The 12,520-nt window shown below is 73.3% G+C and carries 14 protein-coding genes and 1 pseudogene; 6 read left to right on the forward strand and 9 right to left on the reverse strand.

Annotated features, from left to right (window positions below):
* Positions 1-9: 9 nt before the first annotated feature.
* Positions 10-144, forward strand: a pseudogene (locus PV963_RS04745) (DUF4865 family protein); the annotation flags it as partial.
* Positions 141-1,049, forward strand: coding sequence for a phosphotriesterase family protein (locus PV963_RS04750; protein WP_274814283.1), 909 nt, complete (start codon positions 141-143; stop codon positions 1,047-1,049). The pseudogene PV963_RS04745 and the gene PV963_RS04750, both read left to right, overlap by 4 nt.
* A gap of 26 nt (positions 1,050-1,075) precedes the next feature.
* Here the strand turns inward: PV963_RS04750 and PV963_RS04755 are convergent, their stop codons facing one another.
* Positions 1,076-1,993, reverse strand: coding sequence for a LysR family transcriptional regulator (locus PV963_RS04755; RefSeq protein WP_274814284.1), 918 nt, complete (start codon positions 1,991-1,993; stop codon positions 1,076-1,078).
* Positions 1,994-2,093: 100 nt separating this feature from the next.
* On the opposite strand from PV963_RS04755, the gene PV963_RS04760 reads away from it, so the two are divergent.
* Positions 2,094-2,459 carry a YybH family protein gene (locus PV963_RS04760; protein WP_274821936.1) on the forward strand — a complete coding sequence of 122 codons (366 nt, stop codon included), beginning with the start codon at positions 2,094-2,096 and terminating at the stop codon, positions 2,457-2,459.
* A 156-nt stretch (positions 2,460-2,615) separates the two neighbouring features.
* On the opposite strand, the gene PV963_RS04765 is transcribed toward PV963_RS04760, so the two are convergent.
* The 4 genes from PV963_RS04765 to PV963_RS04780 all read right to left on the reverse strand — a co-directional run bounded on the left by PV963_RS04765 (position 2,616) and on the right by PV963_RS04780 (position 5,771).
* Positions 2,616-3,038, reverse strand: coding sequence for a PPOX class F420-dependent oxidoreductase (locus PV963_RS04765; protein WP_274814285.1), 423 nt, complete (start codon positions 3,036-3,038; stop codon positions 2,616-2,618).
* A gap of 19 nt (positions 3,039-3,057) precedes the next feature.
* Entirely contained in the window at positions 3,058-3,948 is an 891-nt protein-coding gene (locus PV963_RS04770; RefSeq protein ID WP_274814286.1) for an NAD(P)-dependent oxidoreductase, read from the reverse strand.
* Between the two features lie 60 nt (positions 3,949-4,008).
* Positions 4,009-4,176 (reverse strand): hypothetical protein, encoded by a 168-nt coding sequence (locus PV963_RS04775; RefSeq protein ID WP_274814287.1) that lies wholly within the window; start codon positions 4,174-4,176, stop codon positions 4,009-4,011.
* Positions 4,177-4,298: 122 nt separating this feature from the next.
* Entirely contained in the window at positions 4,299-5,771 is a 1,473-nt protein-coding gene (locus PV963_RS04780) for a ketol-acid reductoisomerase (RefSeq protein WP_274814288.1), read from the reverse strand.
* Between the two features lie 83 nt (positions 5,772-5,854).
* Here PV963_RS04780 and ilvY point away from each other — a divergent pair, with 83 nt between their 5' ends.
* Positions 5,855-6,706, forward strand: a complete 852-nt coding sequence (gene ilvY / locus PV963_RS04785) for an HTH-type transcriptional activator IlvY (protein ID WP_274814289.1) — start codon at positions 5,855-5,857, stop codon at positions 6,704-6,706.
* A gap of 7 nt (positions 6,707-6,713) precedes the next feature.
* Here ilvY and PV963_RS04790 read toward each other — a convergent pair whose 3' ends face one another.
* The gene (locus PV963_RS04790) at positions 6,714-7,964 is read right to left on the reverse strand and encodes an ROK family protein (protein WP_274814290.1); all 1,251 of its coding nucleotides are present in this window, start codon (positions 7,962-7,964) and stop codon (positions 6,714-6,716) included.
* Positions 7,965-8,000: 36 nt separating this feature from the next.
* Positions 8,001-8,642: an alpha-ketoglutarate-dependent dioxygenase AlkB family protein gene (locus PV963_RS04795; RefSeq protein ID WP_274814291.1), complete on the reverse strand. Its 642-nt coding sequence runs from the start codon at positions 8,640-8,642 to the stop codon at positions 8,001-8,003.
* Between the two features lie 83 nt (positions 8,643-8,725).
* Here PV963_RS04795 and PV963_RS04800 point away from each other — a divergent pair, with 83 nt between their 5' ends.
* The gene (locus tag PV963_RS04800; protein WP_274821937.1) at positions 8,726-9,859 is read left to right on the forward strand and encodes a methyltransferase; all 1,134 of its coding nucleotides are present in this window, start codon (positions 8,726-8,728) and stop codon (positions 9,857-9,859) included.
* Here PV963_RS04800 and PV963_RS04805 read toward each other — a convergent pair.
* Together PV963_RS04805 and PV963_RS04810 are read right to left on the reverse strand one after the other, a co-directional pair.
* Positions 9,849-10,703, reverse strand: coding sequence for a class II fructose-bisphosphate aldolase (locus PV963_RS04805; protein WP_274814292.1), 855 nt, complete (start codon positions 10,701-10,703; stop codon positions 9,849-9,851). The two genes, PV963_RS04800 and PV963_RS04805, sit on opposite strands and share 11 nt — an antisense overlap.
* Positions 10,704-10,716: 13 nt before the next feature.
* Positions 10,717-11,598: an SIS domain-containing protein gene (locus tag PV963_RS04810; protein ID WP_274814293.1), complete on the reverse strand. Its 882-nt coding sequence runs from the start codon at positions 11,596-11,598 to the stop codon at positions 10,717-10,719.
* Between the two features lie 118 nt (positions 11,599-11,716).
* On the opposite strand from PV963_RS04810, the gene PV963_RS04815 reads away from it, so the two are divergent.
* Complete coding sequence (locus PV963_RS04815) at positions 11,717-12,496, forward strand: DeoR/GlpR family DNA-binding transcription regulator (RefSeq protein WP_274814294.1); 780 nt, start codon at positions 11,717-11,719, stop codon at positions 12,494-12,496.
* Positions 12,497-12,520 lie beyond the last annotated feature (24 nt).

Here is a 12,520-nt window from a genome sequence, read left to right on the forward strand (position 1 = left end):
GTCATCCGTGACCGTGTCCGTTGGGAGGTGGTGCACTTCTCCCTCTGGGAGCACGACACCCCGAAGGCCGACGGCGACGTGTTCGAGGTGCTGCACCTGTCGGCGCCGGGCCGGGACCGGCTGCCCCTGGGGCGCCGGTGGTGAGCGCGGTCCGCACGGTGCTGGGGGACGTGCCGCCCGCAGAGCTGGGTGTGTGCGACGCCCACGATCACCTGTTCTTCGGCAGTCCACGGCTGCCCGGCCAGGAGCTGCGCAGCGTGGCGGCGGCGCGGGCGGAGCTGGTGGCGTTCCGGGGGCAGGGCGGCGGCGCCGTGGTGCAGTGGACGCCGTACGGGCTCGGGCGGCGGGCCGCCGATCTGCCGCCGCTGTCCCGGGAGACCGGGGTGCATGTGGTCGCGGCGACCGGGCTGCACCAGGCCGTCCACTACGACGAGGACACCCTGAAGAGGCTTCGGGGCCGGCTCACCGACGTCTTCGTCTCCGAACTCACCGAGGGCATAGGGGCGTCGGGGGTGCGGGCGGGGCTCGTCAAGGTCGCGGGCGGTTTCCACGCCCTGGACGGGCACGCCCGCTGGACCATGACGGCGGCGGCCGAGGCGCATCATGCCACGGGCGTGACCGTCGCCGTGCATCTGGAGCTGGGCACCGGGGCGCTGGACGTACTGGACGTGCTGTGCGGGGAGTTGGGGATGCCGCCGCATCGCGTGGTGCTCGGGCACCTCAACCGCTCCCCCGACCTCGTGGTGCACCGGCAGGCGGCGGAGTCCGGGTGCTATCTGGCTTTTGACGGCCCGTCGCACGCCCACCACGCCACGGACTGGCGGATGCCGGATGCGGTACGGGCCCTCGCCGACGCCGGGTTCGGTGACCGGCTGCTGCTGGGCGCGGACACCACGACGGCCGCCGCCCGCTCGGTGGGCGGCGGCCCCGGGATGCCGTATCTGCTGCGCCGGGTGCGCCCGCGGCTCGTCCACGCGGTGGGCGAGGACCTGGTGGGGCGCATCCTCACGGAGAACCCGGGCCGGGCGTTCGCGGTGGAGTGGCGCTGAGTTTGCTCCTTTGTACGCGGACGATGCTAGGTCGCCGGACGTGTTCGCGAGGAAGTCGCGGGTTCGGGCTTGGTGAATGCCTGCCGGCTGTGCGCAACCAACTCACGCACCCCTGGGTTGTGCGTGCTCTTCCAGATCAGGGCGAGCAATGCGGGCGTATCGACATCGTCGATGGCGCGGGCGGTGAGCCGGTCACGGTGGTGCGCGGCCATGGAGTCGCTGAGGACGGCGACGGCCAGTCGGCGGGCGGCGAGGCCGGCAATGGCGTCCGCTGCGCTGGCCTGCAGAGTGATCGCGGGTCGGAGGCTCTGTGCGGCGCAGGCCTGGTCGAAAACCGTGCGCAGGCCGGTGCCGGGCGGCATGCACACGATCGGGTAGGCGATCACGTCGCGCAGGGTGACTCGCCGCTGTTTCGCCAAGGGGTGTCCGGCCGGGACTGCCGCGACGAGCCGCTCGCTGATGATGGTCAGCGCGTCCAGCCCGTCGGGGGTGGCGATTGCGGTCCCGATGAGTGCCAAGTCGACAGCGCCGGTGCGCACCCCCTCGACGAGTCGGTCGGAGTTGTCCTCCAGCAGCGAGATCTCCACAGCGGGATGCGCCTGATGGAACGCTGCGAGGGCGTCGAACAGCGGGGTGAGGGTGCAGCCGATGACCATCCCGACGGTGAGCCGACCCCGGATCAGATCCGTCACCTCGCCAACCGTCTGGCCGACTGCCCCGGCGGCGGCGAGTGCGGCACGCGCGTGTTCGAGCGCGGCCCTTCCCGCGACGGTGAGAGTCACGGTGCGGGCAGATCGGTCGAACAGCTCAGCACCGAGTTCGCGTTCCAGTTGACGGATCTGGGCGCTGACGCCGGACTGGCTGATGTGCACCCGTTCGGCCGCGCGAGTGAAGTTCCGCTCCTCGGCGACCGCGACGAAGTATTCCAGCTGCCTCAGCTCCATGACTGGAAATTCTAGTTCCCAGAAGATCCATCTGTTGGACTTCTGGGTCAATCCGCAGCGACGCTGGGAAGCACCGAAGCCCGAGGTCAGGAGGAACTTCATGCCGGAGTACGAGAAGGCCATGCGCCCCGAAGACATCACCCGCTTGTTCGTCGAACGATCCAATGCCGGTGACGCGGCCGGGGTCGCTGCGCTCTACGAAGAGGATGCGGTGATCGCCTACCCGCCCGGCGAGCTGACGGTGGGGCGGGAGGCTATCCGTGCCCTGTGGGAGAAGGTGCTGGCCGGCGGTCCCCGCTTCGAGCCGGAACAACCGCTGCCGACGCTGATCAGCGGCGACATCGCCCTCACCTCGACCCCGCCGAAGGACGGGGCCGGTGCGCGGGCGCAGGTCGTCCGGCGCCAGCCCGACGGGAGCTGGCTGCGCCTGCTCGACCAACCCGAGTTCGTCCCACCCACTCGCTGACGGAATCCGCGCAGGGCAGCTTCGACGCGGTGTGGCTCCGGGCCGCGCGCGCTCGCCGGCGTGTCGGTGGTCCGGATCGCGCGGACGGGCACGGTGAGCGAGCGCGCGGTGAGCCGCTACGACAGCGTCAGGCCCTGACGGCGCGCTCCGTCGGCCTCAGCCCGCGGCCTGGTCGCTGTCCTTCATCTCTCCCCAGCCGTGCCAGCGGTCGACCTCGATCCAGGCGCTGACCCGGGGGCGGACGCGGTTCGGGTAGGGCTTGCCGGTGTAGTGCCGGGCGAGCAGGTCGATGTCGGCCAGGCCCTCGTCGTCGTACATCTCGGTGACGCGGCCGATGAGGGTGACGTGGGTGTACCAGTCGTCGGCGGCGAGGACGGTGAGGGTCACGCGCGGGTCGCGGCGCAGATGCTTCAGGCGGATCCGGCCCTCGTCGAGGTTGATCAGCACCCGGCCGTCCTTCCACGCGTACCAGGTGGCGGTGGAGACCGGTGTGCCGTCGGAGCGGAGCGTGGCCATGACGCACGGGTTGGGCCGGCTCAGCAGGGCGTCGGCCTCGGGCGGCAGCGGCGGCTTGGACATCGGGGAACCTCCAAGGTGATCAGGCGGACGGGTTTTCGTCGAAACTCGCGAAGTAGGCGGCGGCCATGTCCTCGTCGCCATGGCCCTGGGCGGCGGCACGCTCCATGCGGGCGGCGGCGGCCTCGGCCACGTCCAGGCGGACGCCGTGGTCCGTACCGGCCTCGACGATGAGGCGGGCGTCCTTGGCCGCGGTGCTCACCGCGAACTGGGGCGGTGTGAGCCGGTCTTCGAGGACCAGGCCGGACTTGGCGTGCAGATAGCCCATGTCGAGCGGGCCGCCCGCGATGAGGTCGAGGAAACCGTGCGGGTCGACGCCGAGGGCCTTCGCCAGCGCCAGGGCCTCACCGGCGGCGGCCGTGACGGCGAGCACCCAGCTGTTGGCGACCAGCTTCAGCCGGGTGGCGCCGCCGGCCGCCCCGTCCTCGCCTGCCCACACGGTGCGGGCGCCGACGGCGTCGAAGACCGGCGTCACCGTGGCCCGGCCCTCGACGGGGCCGGCGGCGAGCACGGTCAGCTGCCCGGCCTCGGCGGGCTGGCGGGTGCCGAGGACGGGGGCGTCGTAGAAGACCAGGCCGTGCTCGCGGGCGAAGGCGGCGAGGTCGGCGACGGCCTCGACGCCGGCGGTCGTGGACTGCACCCACGCGGCGCCGGGGCGCAGGGCGGGGGCGGCCTGGCGCATCGTGTCCAGGGCGGCGGGGCCGTCGTAGAGCATGGTCACGACGACGTCGCTGTCCCGGACCGCCTGGGCGGGGGTGTCGGCGATGTGCACGCCCTCGGCGGCCAGTGGCTCGGCCTTGGCGCGGGTGCGGTTCCAGGCGTGGACGGTGTGCCCGGCGCGGGCCAGGTTGCGGGCCATCGCGGCGCCCATGATGCCGGTGCCCAGGACGCTCACGGTGAGCTTGTCGGTCATGACGTCAACTTCCTCGTTCGTGCGGTGCGGGCGTGCCGCCTGCCGGTCCAGCCTGCCCGCTCAGGCGCGAGCCTTCCCGGAAGCGGCGCGGACAAGCCCGTCGAGCCATGCCTGATGACCGTTGAGCATCGGATTCGGGGCCTGCCGGGCCAGTTCGGCGGCGGGGCGGCCGATCCGGGTCTCCTGCGTGAGGATGCGGACGCGGCCACGGGGCAGCTCCGCAGCCAAGCTTCCTGGTGACGGGTGCCCCGGCCCGCGGAAGTCGTGTCCGGCCAACCGGAGAGTCACGGTGAAATACGCGACTGGCTTCAGCGGGCGGCCGGCGCCTGATAGGCGCGTGCGGTGGCGGCTCAGGTCACCGAGATGTCCACGGACGGCCGCAGCTTCGCCGCCGCGGCCAGGGCCTCGTGCACGGGGTGGGCGGCGAAGGCCGCGAGCAGGGCCGCGTCCGCCGGGTGGTCGGCGGCCGGGTAGGCGATCTGCTCGTAGGCGGCGTGGAAGCGCGGGCCCCAGCGGCGGGCGCCGAGGCGGGCCGTGCGGGAGCAGTTGTCGACCATGTACGCCACGTCCCGCGCGTGCATGTACGGCAGCAGCGAGTCGACGGCCTCGATGACGGACTCGTTGACGATCTCCGACCAGGGGTGCCCGCGCTCGGCGAACTCGTCGATCTGGGCGGTCATGGTGGCGACGAACACGCCGGCTGTGAACGGGTCGACGGGCAGGTCGCGGGTGTCGCGCCGGGCCCGCACCCGGTCGCTCACCGACCACATCGGGGATCCCCCGATCCGGCTCATCGGGCCTGCGCCGAGCCGTCGTTCGGCGAGGATCACGCTGCGCAGTTCGGTGCCGTCGGCCACCTCGTCGTAGATCTCCGCGACGATCTCGCGCGCGGGGGCGTAGGCGGCCGTGTACGCCCGGTCGAAGACGTCCCGGCCCTCCTGGTCGAGGCCCTCGCGCACGGCCCGCAGTCCGGCTCGCGAGATGGTGCGGGCGATCGGGCCGGTGACGTTCTCGCAGGACCGTTCGTACGCCGTCACCTCGTCGTCGCCGGCGAGGCGGTAGCGGGTGTGGAGGCTCTCGACGATGCCGTGGACGGCGCCGAGCAGGATGGCGCGTTCGCCGACGATGTCGGAGAGGTATTCGCTGTCGAGCGTGGTGCGGAAGGTGTACGGCGAGCCGAGCGCCACGGACCAGCCGAGCGCCAGGTCGACAGCCCGTCCGTCGGGGTCTGCGTGCACGGCGAAACTGCTGTTGATGCCCGCGCCGTTGACCTCGGCGCCCTGCTGGTAGAGCCTGCGCACCGAGTCGCCCATGCCCTTGGGGCACACGGCGATCACCCCGTGGCCAGGCGGGAACTCGCCGCCCGTTTCCCGCAGATGCCCGAGCAGGAAGCCGTGTGAGAGGCCGATGACGGCGCCGGCTTTGAGGGCAGCGAAGATCTCCTCGTGATGGGCCGCGAGTGCGGCGTCGGCGATCAGCAGCATCACCAGGTCGCTGTCCGCGGCGACCGCGAGCCAGTCGCCGAGCGTGCCGTCGTCCTCGGTGAAGCCGTGGGCGCGGGCATCGGCGAGGGAGGAAGAGCCGGGGCGCAGTCCGACGGCCACCCGGATGTCCGTGCCGGCCAGGGAGTCGCGGAGATTGAGGGCCTGCGCACGTCCCTGAGGTCCCCAGCCGAGGACACCGATGCGCCGGATCCCCGCGAAGGCCTGCGGGAGCAGCGGGAAGAGGTGCCGCCCGCTCCGCAGGACGGTCTCGGTGCCGCCGGGCACGTCCATGGTGTCGAGGGGGAAGACGCGGGAGGTGTACGTGGTCGTCGAGGTCATGGTCGAGTTGTAGGCTCGGCCGGAGCGTTGCGGCAAGCGCAACTTGTGCAGCGCCCTGTTGCATCGAATGAAAGGCGCAGGTCGTGCGGGACGATCACCGGGAGCTGCGGCTGTTCCTGCATCTGGCGCAGACGCTCAACTTCGGCCGGACGAGTCTGGACTGTCACGTCAGCCCGGCGACGCTGACCCGGACCGTGCAGCGGCTGGAGGCGGACCTCGGGCACCGGCTGTTCGACCGGGGGCCGCGCGGGGTGTCGCTGACGGCGGAGGGGCACCGCTTCCGCGAGTACGCCGTGCGGGCATTGGAGTTGTGGCGCGCCTACCGCGAGGAGCATCCAGACCCGGCCGAACTCACCGGCCGCCTCGCCCTGTTCGCCACGGTGACCGCCTGTCAGGCACTGCTGCCCGGGCTGCTGGCCCCGTTCCGCTCGGCGCACCCGCAGGTGCGGCTCGATCTGCGTACCGGGGACGCGGCGGCGGCCCTGGCCCGGCTGGACGAGGGGGAGGTCGACGCGGCCGTGGCGGGGATTCCGCCGAGGCTGCCGGAGGCGCTGGTGAGCCGGACGGTCGCGGTGACCGAGCTGGTCCTGGTCACGGCACGGGACCGGCCGGATCCCGGGCTCGACGGGCCTTTCGTCCTCCCCCACCGCGGCCTGGTCCGCGATGCCGCAGATCGCTGGTTCCGCGCGCGGGGCACGGCACCCGACGTGGCCTGTGAACCGGACGGCCACGAAGGGCTGCTCACGCTGGTCGCGCTGGGCTGCGGTACGGGCGTGGTGCCGCGCCTGGTGCTGGAGCACAGCGCGGTGCGGGACCGGCTGGCGGTGGTGCCCGCCGATCCGGCGCCGGAGCCGTTCCCGATCGGGCTGTGCGTACGGCGGGCCGATCTGCGGCGGCCGCTGGTGGCGGCGTTGTGGAGTCCGGCTCGGGGGTGACGCCGCGTCACCGCTGTTCGGTCAGCGCTCCCAGGGGATCGTCCAGGACCGGCTGCCACGCCAGTTCCGCGGCCCCGACCAGGCTGTTGTGGTCCAGGGTGCACGCGAGGATCGGGACGCCGCCGCTCTGGCCCCACAGGCTGCGGTCGGCGACGACGGCGCGGAGGCGGCCGGGGTCGGCGTCCAGGAGGGTGCGGTGCAGGCCGCCGAGGATGATGCGGTCCGGGTTGAGGATGTTGACGAGACCGGCGAGTCCGAGGCCGAGCCGGTCGATGAGGGTCTCGGTGGCGGCCCGGACGCCCGGGTCGTCGTAGTGGTGGCGGATCAGGTCGATGGACTGCTGGAGCAGGGACACCTCGGGTCCCGGTTCGCGTCCCGCCGCCGTGAGGAAGGCCAGCGGGTCGGTCTCCACGTCCAGGCAGCCGCGGCTGCCACAGTGGCAGGGGCGGCCCTCGGGGTGCACGGTGAGGTGGCCGACCTCCAGCGCCAGGCCCGAACTGCCCCGGTGGAGACGGCCGTCGAGGACGAGCGCGCCGCCGACGCCCCGGTGGCCGGTGGCCACGCACAGCAGGTCGCGGGCGCCGCGTCCGGCGCCGTGCCGGTGTTCGGCGAGCGCGGCGAGGTTGACGTCGTTCGCGGCGAACGCGGGTCCGTCGAGGCCGGCCGCGCGCACCTGCTCGGCGAAGATGTCCCGGACGGGCGCGCCCGCGGGCCAGGCCAGGTGCAGCGGGTTGAGGGCGAGGCCCTCGGGCTCGGCGACCGCGGACGGTACGGCGAGTCCCGCGCCCACGCACCGGCGCCCGGTCTCCCGCAGCAGCTCGGCGCCCGCCGTGACGACGGAGGCGAGCACCTTCGCCGGGTCGGCGTCGACGACCTCGCAGCCCGGCGCGGTGGCGACGATCCGGCCGCCCAGCCCGACCAGCGCCGCCCGGAACCCGTCGGCGTGCACCTGCGCGGCGAGCGCGACGGGCCCGTCCTCGGCGACGGCCAGCCGGTGCGAGGGGCGGCCCTGCGAACCCGCTGCCGCGCCGGGCCGGGCGTCGACGCGGATCAGTCCGAGAGCCTCCAGTTCGGCGGCGACCGCTCCGGCCGTCGCCCGTGTCACGCCGAGCTCGGCGGTGAGTACGGCCCGGGTCGGCGCGCGTCCGGTGTGCACGAGCTCCAGCGCGGGTCCGAGCGCTCCGCGCCCCCGGTCCAGCCGCGTCCTCGTCGAGGTGCTCCCATCCCCCGGCTGCCGGGGGTCCGCCTTCCCGCTCATGAGGGCGAGTCTCCCATGATCCGTAGGGCCGGCGGCTTACAGGCCGCTGACCCGGAGCGTGATGTTGAGCCGTCCGGTCAGGCCCAGCCCGGGCGGTGCCGTGCCTCCGTGTACCCGGGGGACCCCGTGGTAGGCGAGCCGGGACGGGCCGCCGAAGACGAACAGGTCGCCGCTGCGCAGCTCGACGTCGGTCCAGGGCCGGGTGCGGGTCTCGGTGTTGCCGAAGCGGAACACGCAGGTGTCGCCGAGGCTCAGCGACACCACCGGCGCGTCCGACTTCTCGTCGCTGTCGCGGTGCATGCCCATCCGGGCGTCGGCGTCGTAGAAGTTGACGAGGGCGATGTCGTACGCCGGTGCCGCTCCACCGAGTGTGTCGCTGACCGCCCGGCGGCCCAGGTCGCCCAGCCACGCGGGGAACGGCTTCACCGGGGCGCCGTCGCCGTCGACGACCGTGCGGGCGTAGGCGTAGGGGCGCCAGTGCCAGCCGAGACAGACCTGCCGGGCGGTCATGGTGCCGCCGCCTGGGGTGCGGACCGTGCGCAGCCCGGCCGGCGGGCGCGCCCATGCGCGGCAGGCCTCCAGCAGCTCGCTCTGGCGCTCGGTGTCCAGCCAGTCCGGCACGTGCACCGCGCCCGGCGCCACCTGCGTACGGGCTCGGGAGAACAGTTCGCCGTCCATGCCTCCTATCCTCTCCTCTCCTCTCCTCCCCGACCTGGGCTGAGCAGCGGCTCGGCTAGCCTGGACGCACGATGAACGACCGTATGACGACGCCCTGGGGCGAGCTCGGGCTGACCCGTTTCCCCGAGGACCCGCGCGACAGGCTGCGTGCCTGGGACGCCTCCGACGAGTACCTGCTGAGGTATCTGGCGCGGGAGGGGGTCCCGCTGTCGGGCACGGTCGTGGTCGTCGGGGACCGCTGGGGTGCCCTGGTCACGGCGCTCGCGGAGCACCGGCCGGCGCAGATCACGGATTCCCATCTGGCCCAGGAGGCGACCCGGGCCAACCTCGCGCGGCACGGCGTCGAGCCCGGCGCGGTCCGGCTGCTCACCACACAGGATCCGCCCCCCGGCCGTGTCGACGTTCTCCTCGTGCGGGTGCCGAAGAGTCTGGCGCTGTTGGAGGACCAGTTGCTGCGGCTGGCGCCGGCGGTGCACGCGGGGACGGTCGTCGTGGGCACGGGCATGGTGAAGGAGATCCACACCTCGACGCTGCGGCTGTTCGAGCGGATCCTCGGCCCGACCCGCACCTCGCTCGCCGAGAAGAAGGCCCGGCTGATCTTCTGCACGCCGGATCCCGCGCTGGAGCGGCCCGCCAATCCGTGGCCGTACGTCTACACGCTCCCGGACGGCATCGGCCCGGCGTCGGGGCGCACGGTCGTGAACCACGCGGGTGTCTTCTGCGCCGACCGGCTCGACATCGGCACGCGGTTCTTCCTGGAGCATCTGCCCAGTGGCGGGGGCGGCCGGCGGGTGGTGGACCTGGGCTGCGGCAACGGCGTGGTCGGGACGGCGGTGGGGCTGGCCGACCCGGCGGCCGAGGTGCTGTTCGTGGACGAGTCGTTCCAGGCCGTGGCCTCGGCGGAGGCGACGTACAAGGCGAACGGCGTGCCGGGGCACGCGGAGTTCCGGGTCGGCGACGGGCTGGCGGGCGTGCCGTCCGGCAGTGTCGACCTGGTCCTGAACAACCCGCCGTTCCATTCCCACCAGGCGACGACGGACGCCACGGCCTGGCGGATGTTCACCGGGGCGCGGCGTGCGCTGCGGCCGGGCGGCGAGCTGTGGGTGATCGGCAACCGGCATCTGGGCTACCACGTGAAGCTGCGGAAGCTGTTCGGCAACAGCCGGCTGGTGGCGAGCGACCCGAAGTTCGTGGTGCTGAAGGCCGTCAAGCGGTAGCCGCGCCGAGGGTCCGCAGGGTCCTCGCCACCGCCCGGGTCATGGCCTCCCGCGCCACCGTCAGGTAGCCGCGCGGGTCGACCGCCTCGGGGCGGTCGGCGAGGAAGTCCCGGATCGCGCCGGTCAGCGCGATGTTCAGGGCCGTGCCGATGTTGACCTTGGCGATGCCGCCCGCGACCGCCGCCGTGAGTTCGCCGTCCGGGACGCCGGAGGAGCCGTGCAGGACGAGCGGCACGTCAAGGGTGCTCGACAGGCGCTTGAGCAGGGCGTGGTCGAGGGTGGCGGTGCGGGTGGTCATGGCGTGGGCGCTGCCGATGGCGACGGCCAGGGCGTCCACGCCCGAGTCGGCGACGAAGGCCCGGGCCTCGTCGGGGTCGGTGCGGGCCCCCGGGGCGTGCGCGTCCAGCGGGGGTCTGCCGTTCTTGCCTCCGATCTGCCCCAACTCGGCCTCGATCCACAGCCCTTGGGTGTGCGCCCAATCGACCGCCGCCCGGGTCGCGGCGAGGTTCTCCGCGTAGGGCAGCCGGGCCGCGTCGTACATCACGGAGCTGAAGCCGGCCTCCGCGGCCTGGTGCAGCAGGTTTTCGCTCTGCACGTGGTCGAGGTGCAACGCGACCGGTACGGCGGACCGTTCGGCCGCTGCGACGGCCGCGCGGGCGAGCGGGAGCAGTTGTCCGCCGTGGAACCTGACCGCGTTCTCACTGACCTGGAGCACGACGGGGGCGGACTCGGCGCCCGCGATGACGGCCTCGACGTGTTCCAGCGTGATGACGTTGAAGGAGGCGACGGCGGAACGGGCCGCGGCGGCGCGGGTGATGAGTTCTCCGGTGGTGGTGAGGGGCACGGTGCCTCCGAGGTCAGTGGGCGAGGATCACCGAGCGGGTGAGATGGCGCGGCCGGTCCGGGTCGAGGCCGCGTGCTGCGGCGACGGCGACCGCGAGGCGCTGGGCGCGGACGAGTTCGGCGAGCGGGTCCAGGGCGCCGGCGATCCACAACGCGCCCGTGGCGTGCACCTGTTCGGCGAGTCCGTCCGGCGCTTCCCCGAACATCCAGGTCGCGGTGCCGCTCGTGGTGACGCTGATGGGGCCGTGCCGGTACTCCATCGCCGGGTAGGCCTCCGCCCAGGACAGCGACGCCTCGCGCATCTTCAGCCCGGCCTCGTTGGCCAGTCCGACGGTCCAGCCGCGTCCCAGGAAGGTGAACTGGGCGCAGTCGAGCAGGCCTTCGGGCAGGGGCTCCGCCACGGCCGTGCGCGCGTCGGTGACGGCGGTCTCGGAGTGGAGCCCGAGGTGGGCGCGGAGCAGGGTGAGGGCCGTGGTGGCGAACCGGGTCTGCACGACGGAGCGTTCGTCCGCGAAGTCGAGGACGGCGAGGTCGTCGGCGGCCGTCCTGACGGGCGTGTCCGGGTCGGCGGTGATCGCGGTGGTGCGGGTACGGCCCTTCAGCCTGCCGAGCAGATCGAGGACTTCGGTCGTGGTGCCGGAGCGGGTGAGGGCGACGACCCGGTCGTAGGCGCGGCCGTACGGGAACTCCGAGGCGGCGAACGCGTCGGTCTCGCCCTGGCCCGCGTCCTCGCGCAGGGCCGCGGCGGCCTGCGCCATGAAGTACGAGGTGCCGCACCCGACGATCGCGACCCGCTCCCCCGGTGCCGGCAGCACCTCCGCGTACCCGGGCGCCTGTGACGCGGCGCGTGTCCAGCACTCGGGCTGGCTGGTCAGCTCGTCCTCGACATGCGTCATGCCGCACCCTCCGCTCTGATTGTTCCTGCAAGATATCGCCACCTTTCGAGCATCATCAAGCATTCGGGCGGATCGGGTGCGCTAGGGTCGCGCCGGAGATCGAGACGTGGAGGTGCGGATGTCGCGCGACGCCCGCTGGAAGGCGCTGCTGGAACTGCTCGTCGAGCGCGGCCGGCTGGACGTCGAGGAGGCGGCCGGGGAGCTCGGGGTGTCGGCGGCGACGATCCGCCGCGACTTCGACCGGCTCGCCGAGCAGCAGATGCTGGTGCGCACGCGGGGCGGCGCGGTCGTGCACGGTGTGTCGTACGAGCTGCCGCTGCGCTACAAGACGGCCCGGCGCGCCTCCGAGAAGCAGCGCATCGCGAAGGCCGTGGCGGACCTGGTCGCGCCCGGTGAGGCGGTCGGGCTGACCGGCGGTACGACCACCACCGAGGTGGCGCGGGCCCTGGCCGTGCGCGGGGAGCTGACGTCGGGCTCGCCCGCGCTGACGGTCGTGACGAACGCGCTGAACATCGCGAGCGAGCTGGCCGTGCGGCCCCAGTTCAAGATCGTGCTGACCGGCGGGGTGGCGCGGGCCCAGTCGTACGAGCTGGTCGGGCCGCTCGCGGACGCGGTGCTCGGGCAGATCACCGTCGACGTGGCGGTGCTCGGCGTGGTCGCCTTCGACGTCACGCACGGGGCCGCGGCGCACGACGAGGCGGAGGCCGCGGTCAACCGGCTGCTGTGCGAACGGGCGGAGCGCGTGGTGGTGGCCGCCGACTCCAGCAAGCTGGGGCAGCGGGCGTTCGCCCGGATCTGCGGCGCCGAGGCGGTGGACACGCTGGTCACGGACACGGCGGCCGACGCGGAGACGGTGCGGCGGTTCGAGGAGGCCGGGCTGCGGGTCGTCACGGTGTGATCCTCGCTCCACGCCCGTCCGGCC

Source organism: Streptomyces coeruleorubidus (assembly GCF_028885415.1).
Lineage (GTDB): Bacteria > Actinomycetota > Actinomycetes > Streptomycetales > Streptomycetaceae > Streptomyces > Streptomyces coeruleorubidus_A.

Excerpts from the sequence above, each read along its gene's own strand:
- PV963_RS04795 (WP_274814291.1), bottom strand. The coding sequence starts at position 8,642 with ATGGACGGCGAACTGTTCTCCCGAGCCCGTACGCAGGTGGCGCCGGGC.
- PV963_RS04765 (WP_274814285.1), bottom strand. The coding sequence starts at position 3,038 with ATGTCCAAGCCGCCGCTGCCGCCCGAGGCCGACGCCCTGCTGAGCCGG.
- PV963_RS04770 (WP_274814286.1), bottom strand. The coding sequence starts at position 3,948 with ATGACCGACAAGCTCACCGTGAGCGTCCTGGGCACCGGCATCATGGGC.
- PV963_RS04800 (WP_274821937.1), top strand. The coding sequence starts at position 8,726 with ATGACGACGCCCTGGGGCGAGCTCGGGCTGACCCGTTTCCCCGAGGAC.
- PV963_RS04815 (WP_274814294.1), top strand. The coding sequence starts at position 11,717 with ATGTCGCGCGACGCCCGCTGGAAGGCGCTGCTGGAACTGCTCGTCGAG.
- PV963_RS04760 (WP_274821936.1), top strand. The coding sequence starts at position 2,094 with ATGCCGGAGTACGAGAAGGCCATGCGCCCCGAAGACATCACCCGCTTG.
- PV963_RS04790 (WP_274814290.1), bottom strand. The coding sequence starts at position 7,964 with ATGAGCGGGAAGGCGGACCCCCGGCAGCCGGGGGATGGGAGCACCTCG.
- PV963_RS04755 (WP_274814284.1), bottom strand. The coding sequence starts at position 1,993 with ATGGAGCTGAGGCAGCTGGAATACTTCGTCGCGGTCGCCGAGGAGCGG.
- PV963_RS04810 (WP_274814293.1), bottom strand. The coding sequence starts at position 11,598 with ATGACGCATGTCGAGGACGAGCTGACCAGCCAGCCCGAGTGCTGGACA.
- PV963_RS04780 (WP_274814288.1), bottom strand. The coding sequence starts at position 5,771 with ATGACCTCGACGACCACGTACACCTCCCGCGTCTTCCCCCTCGACACC.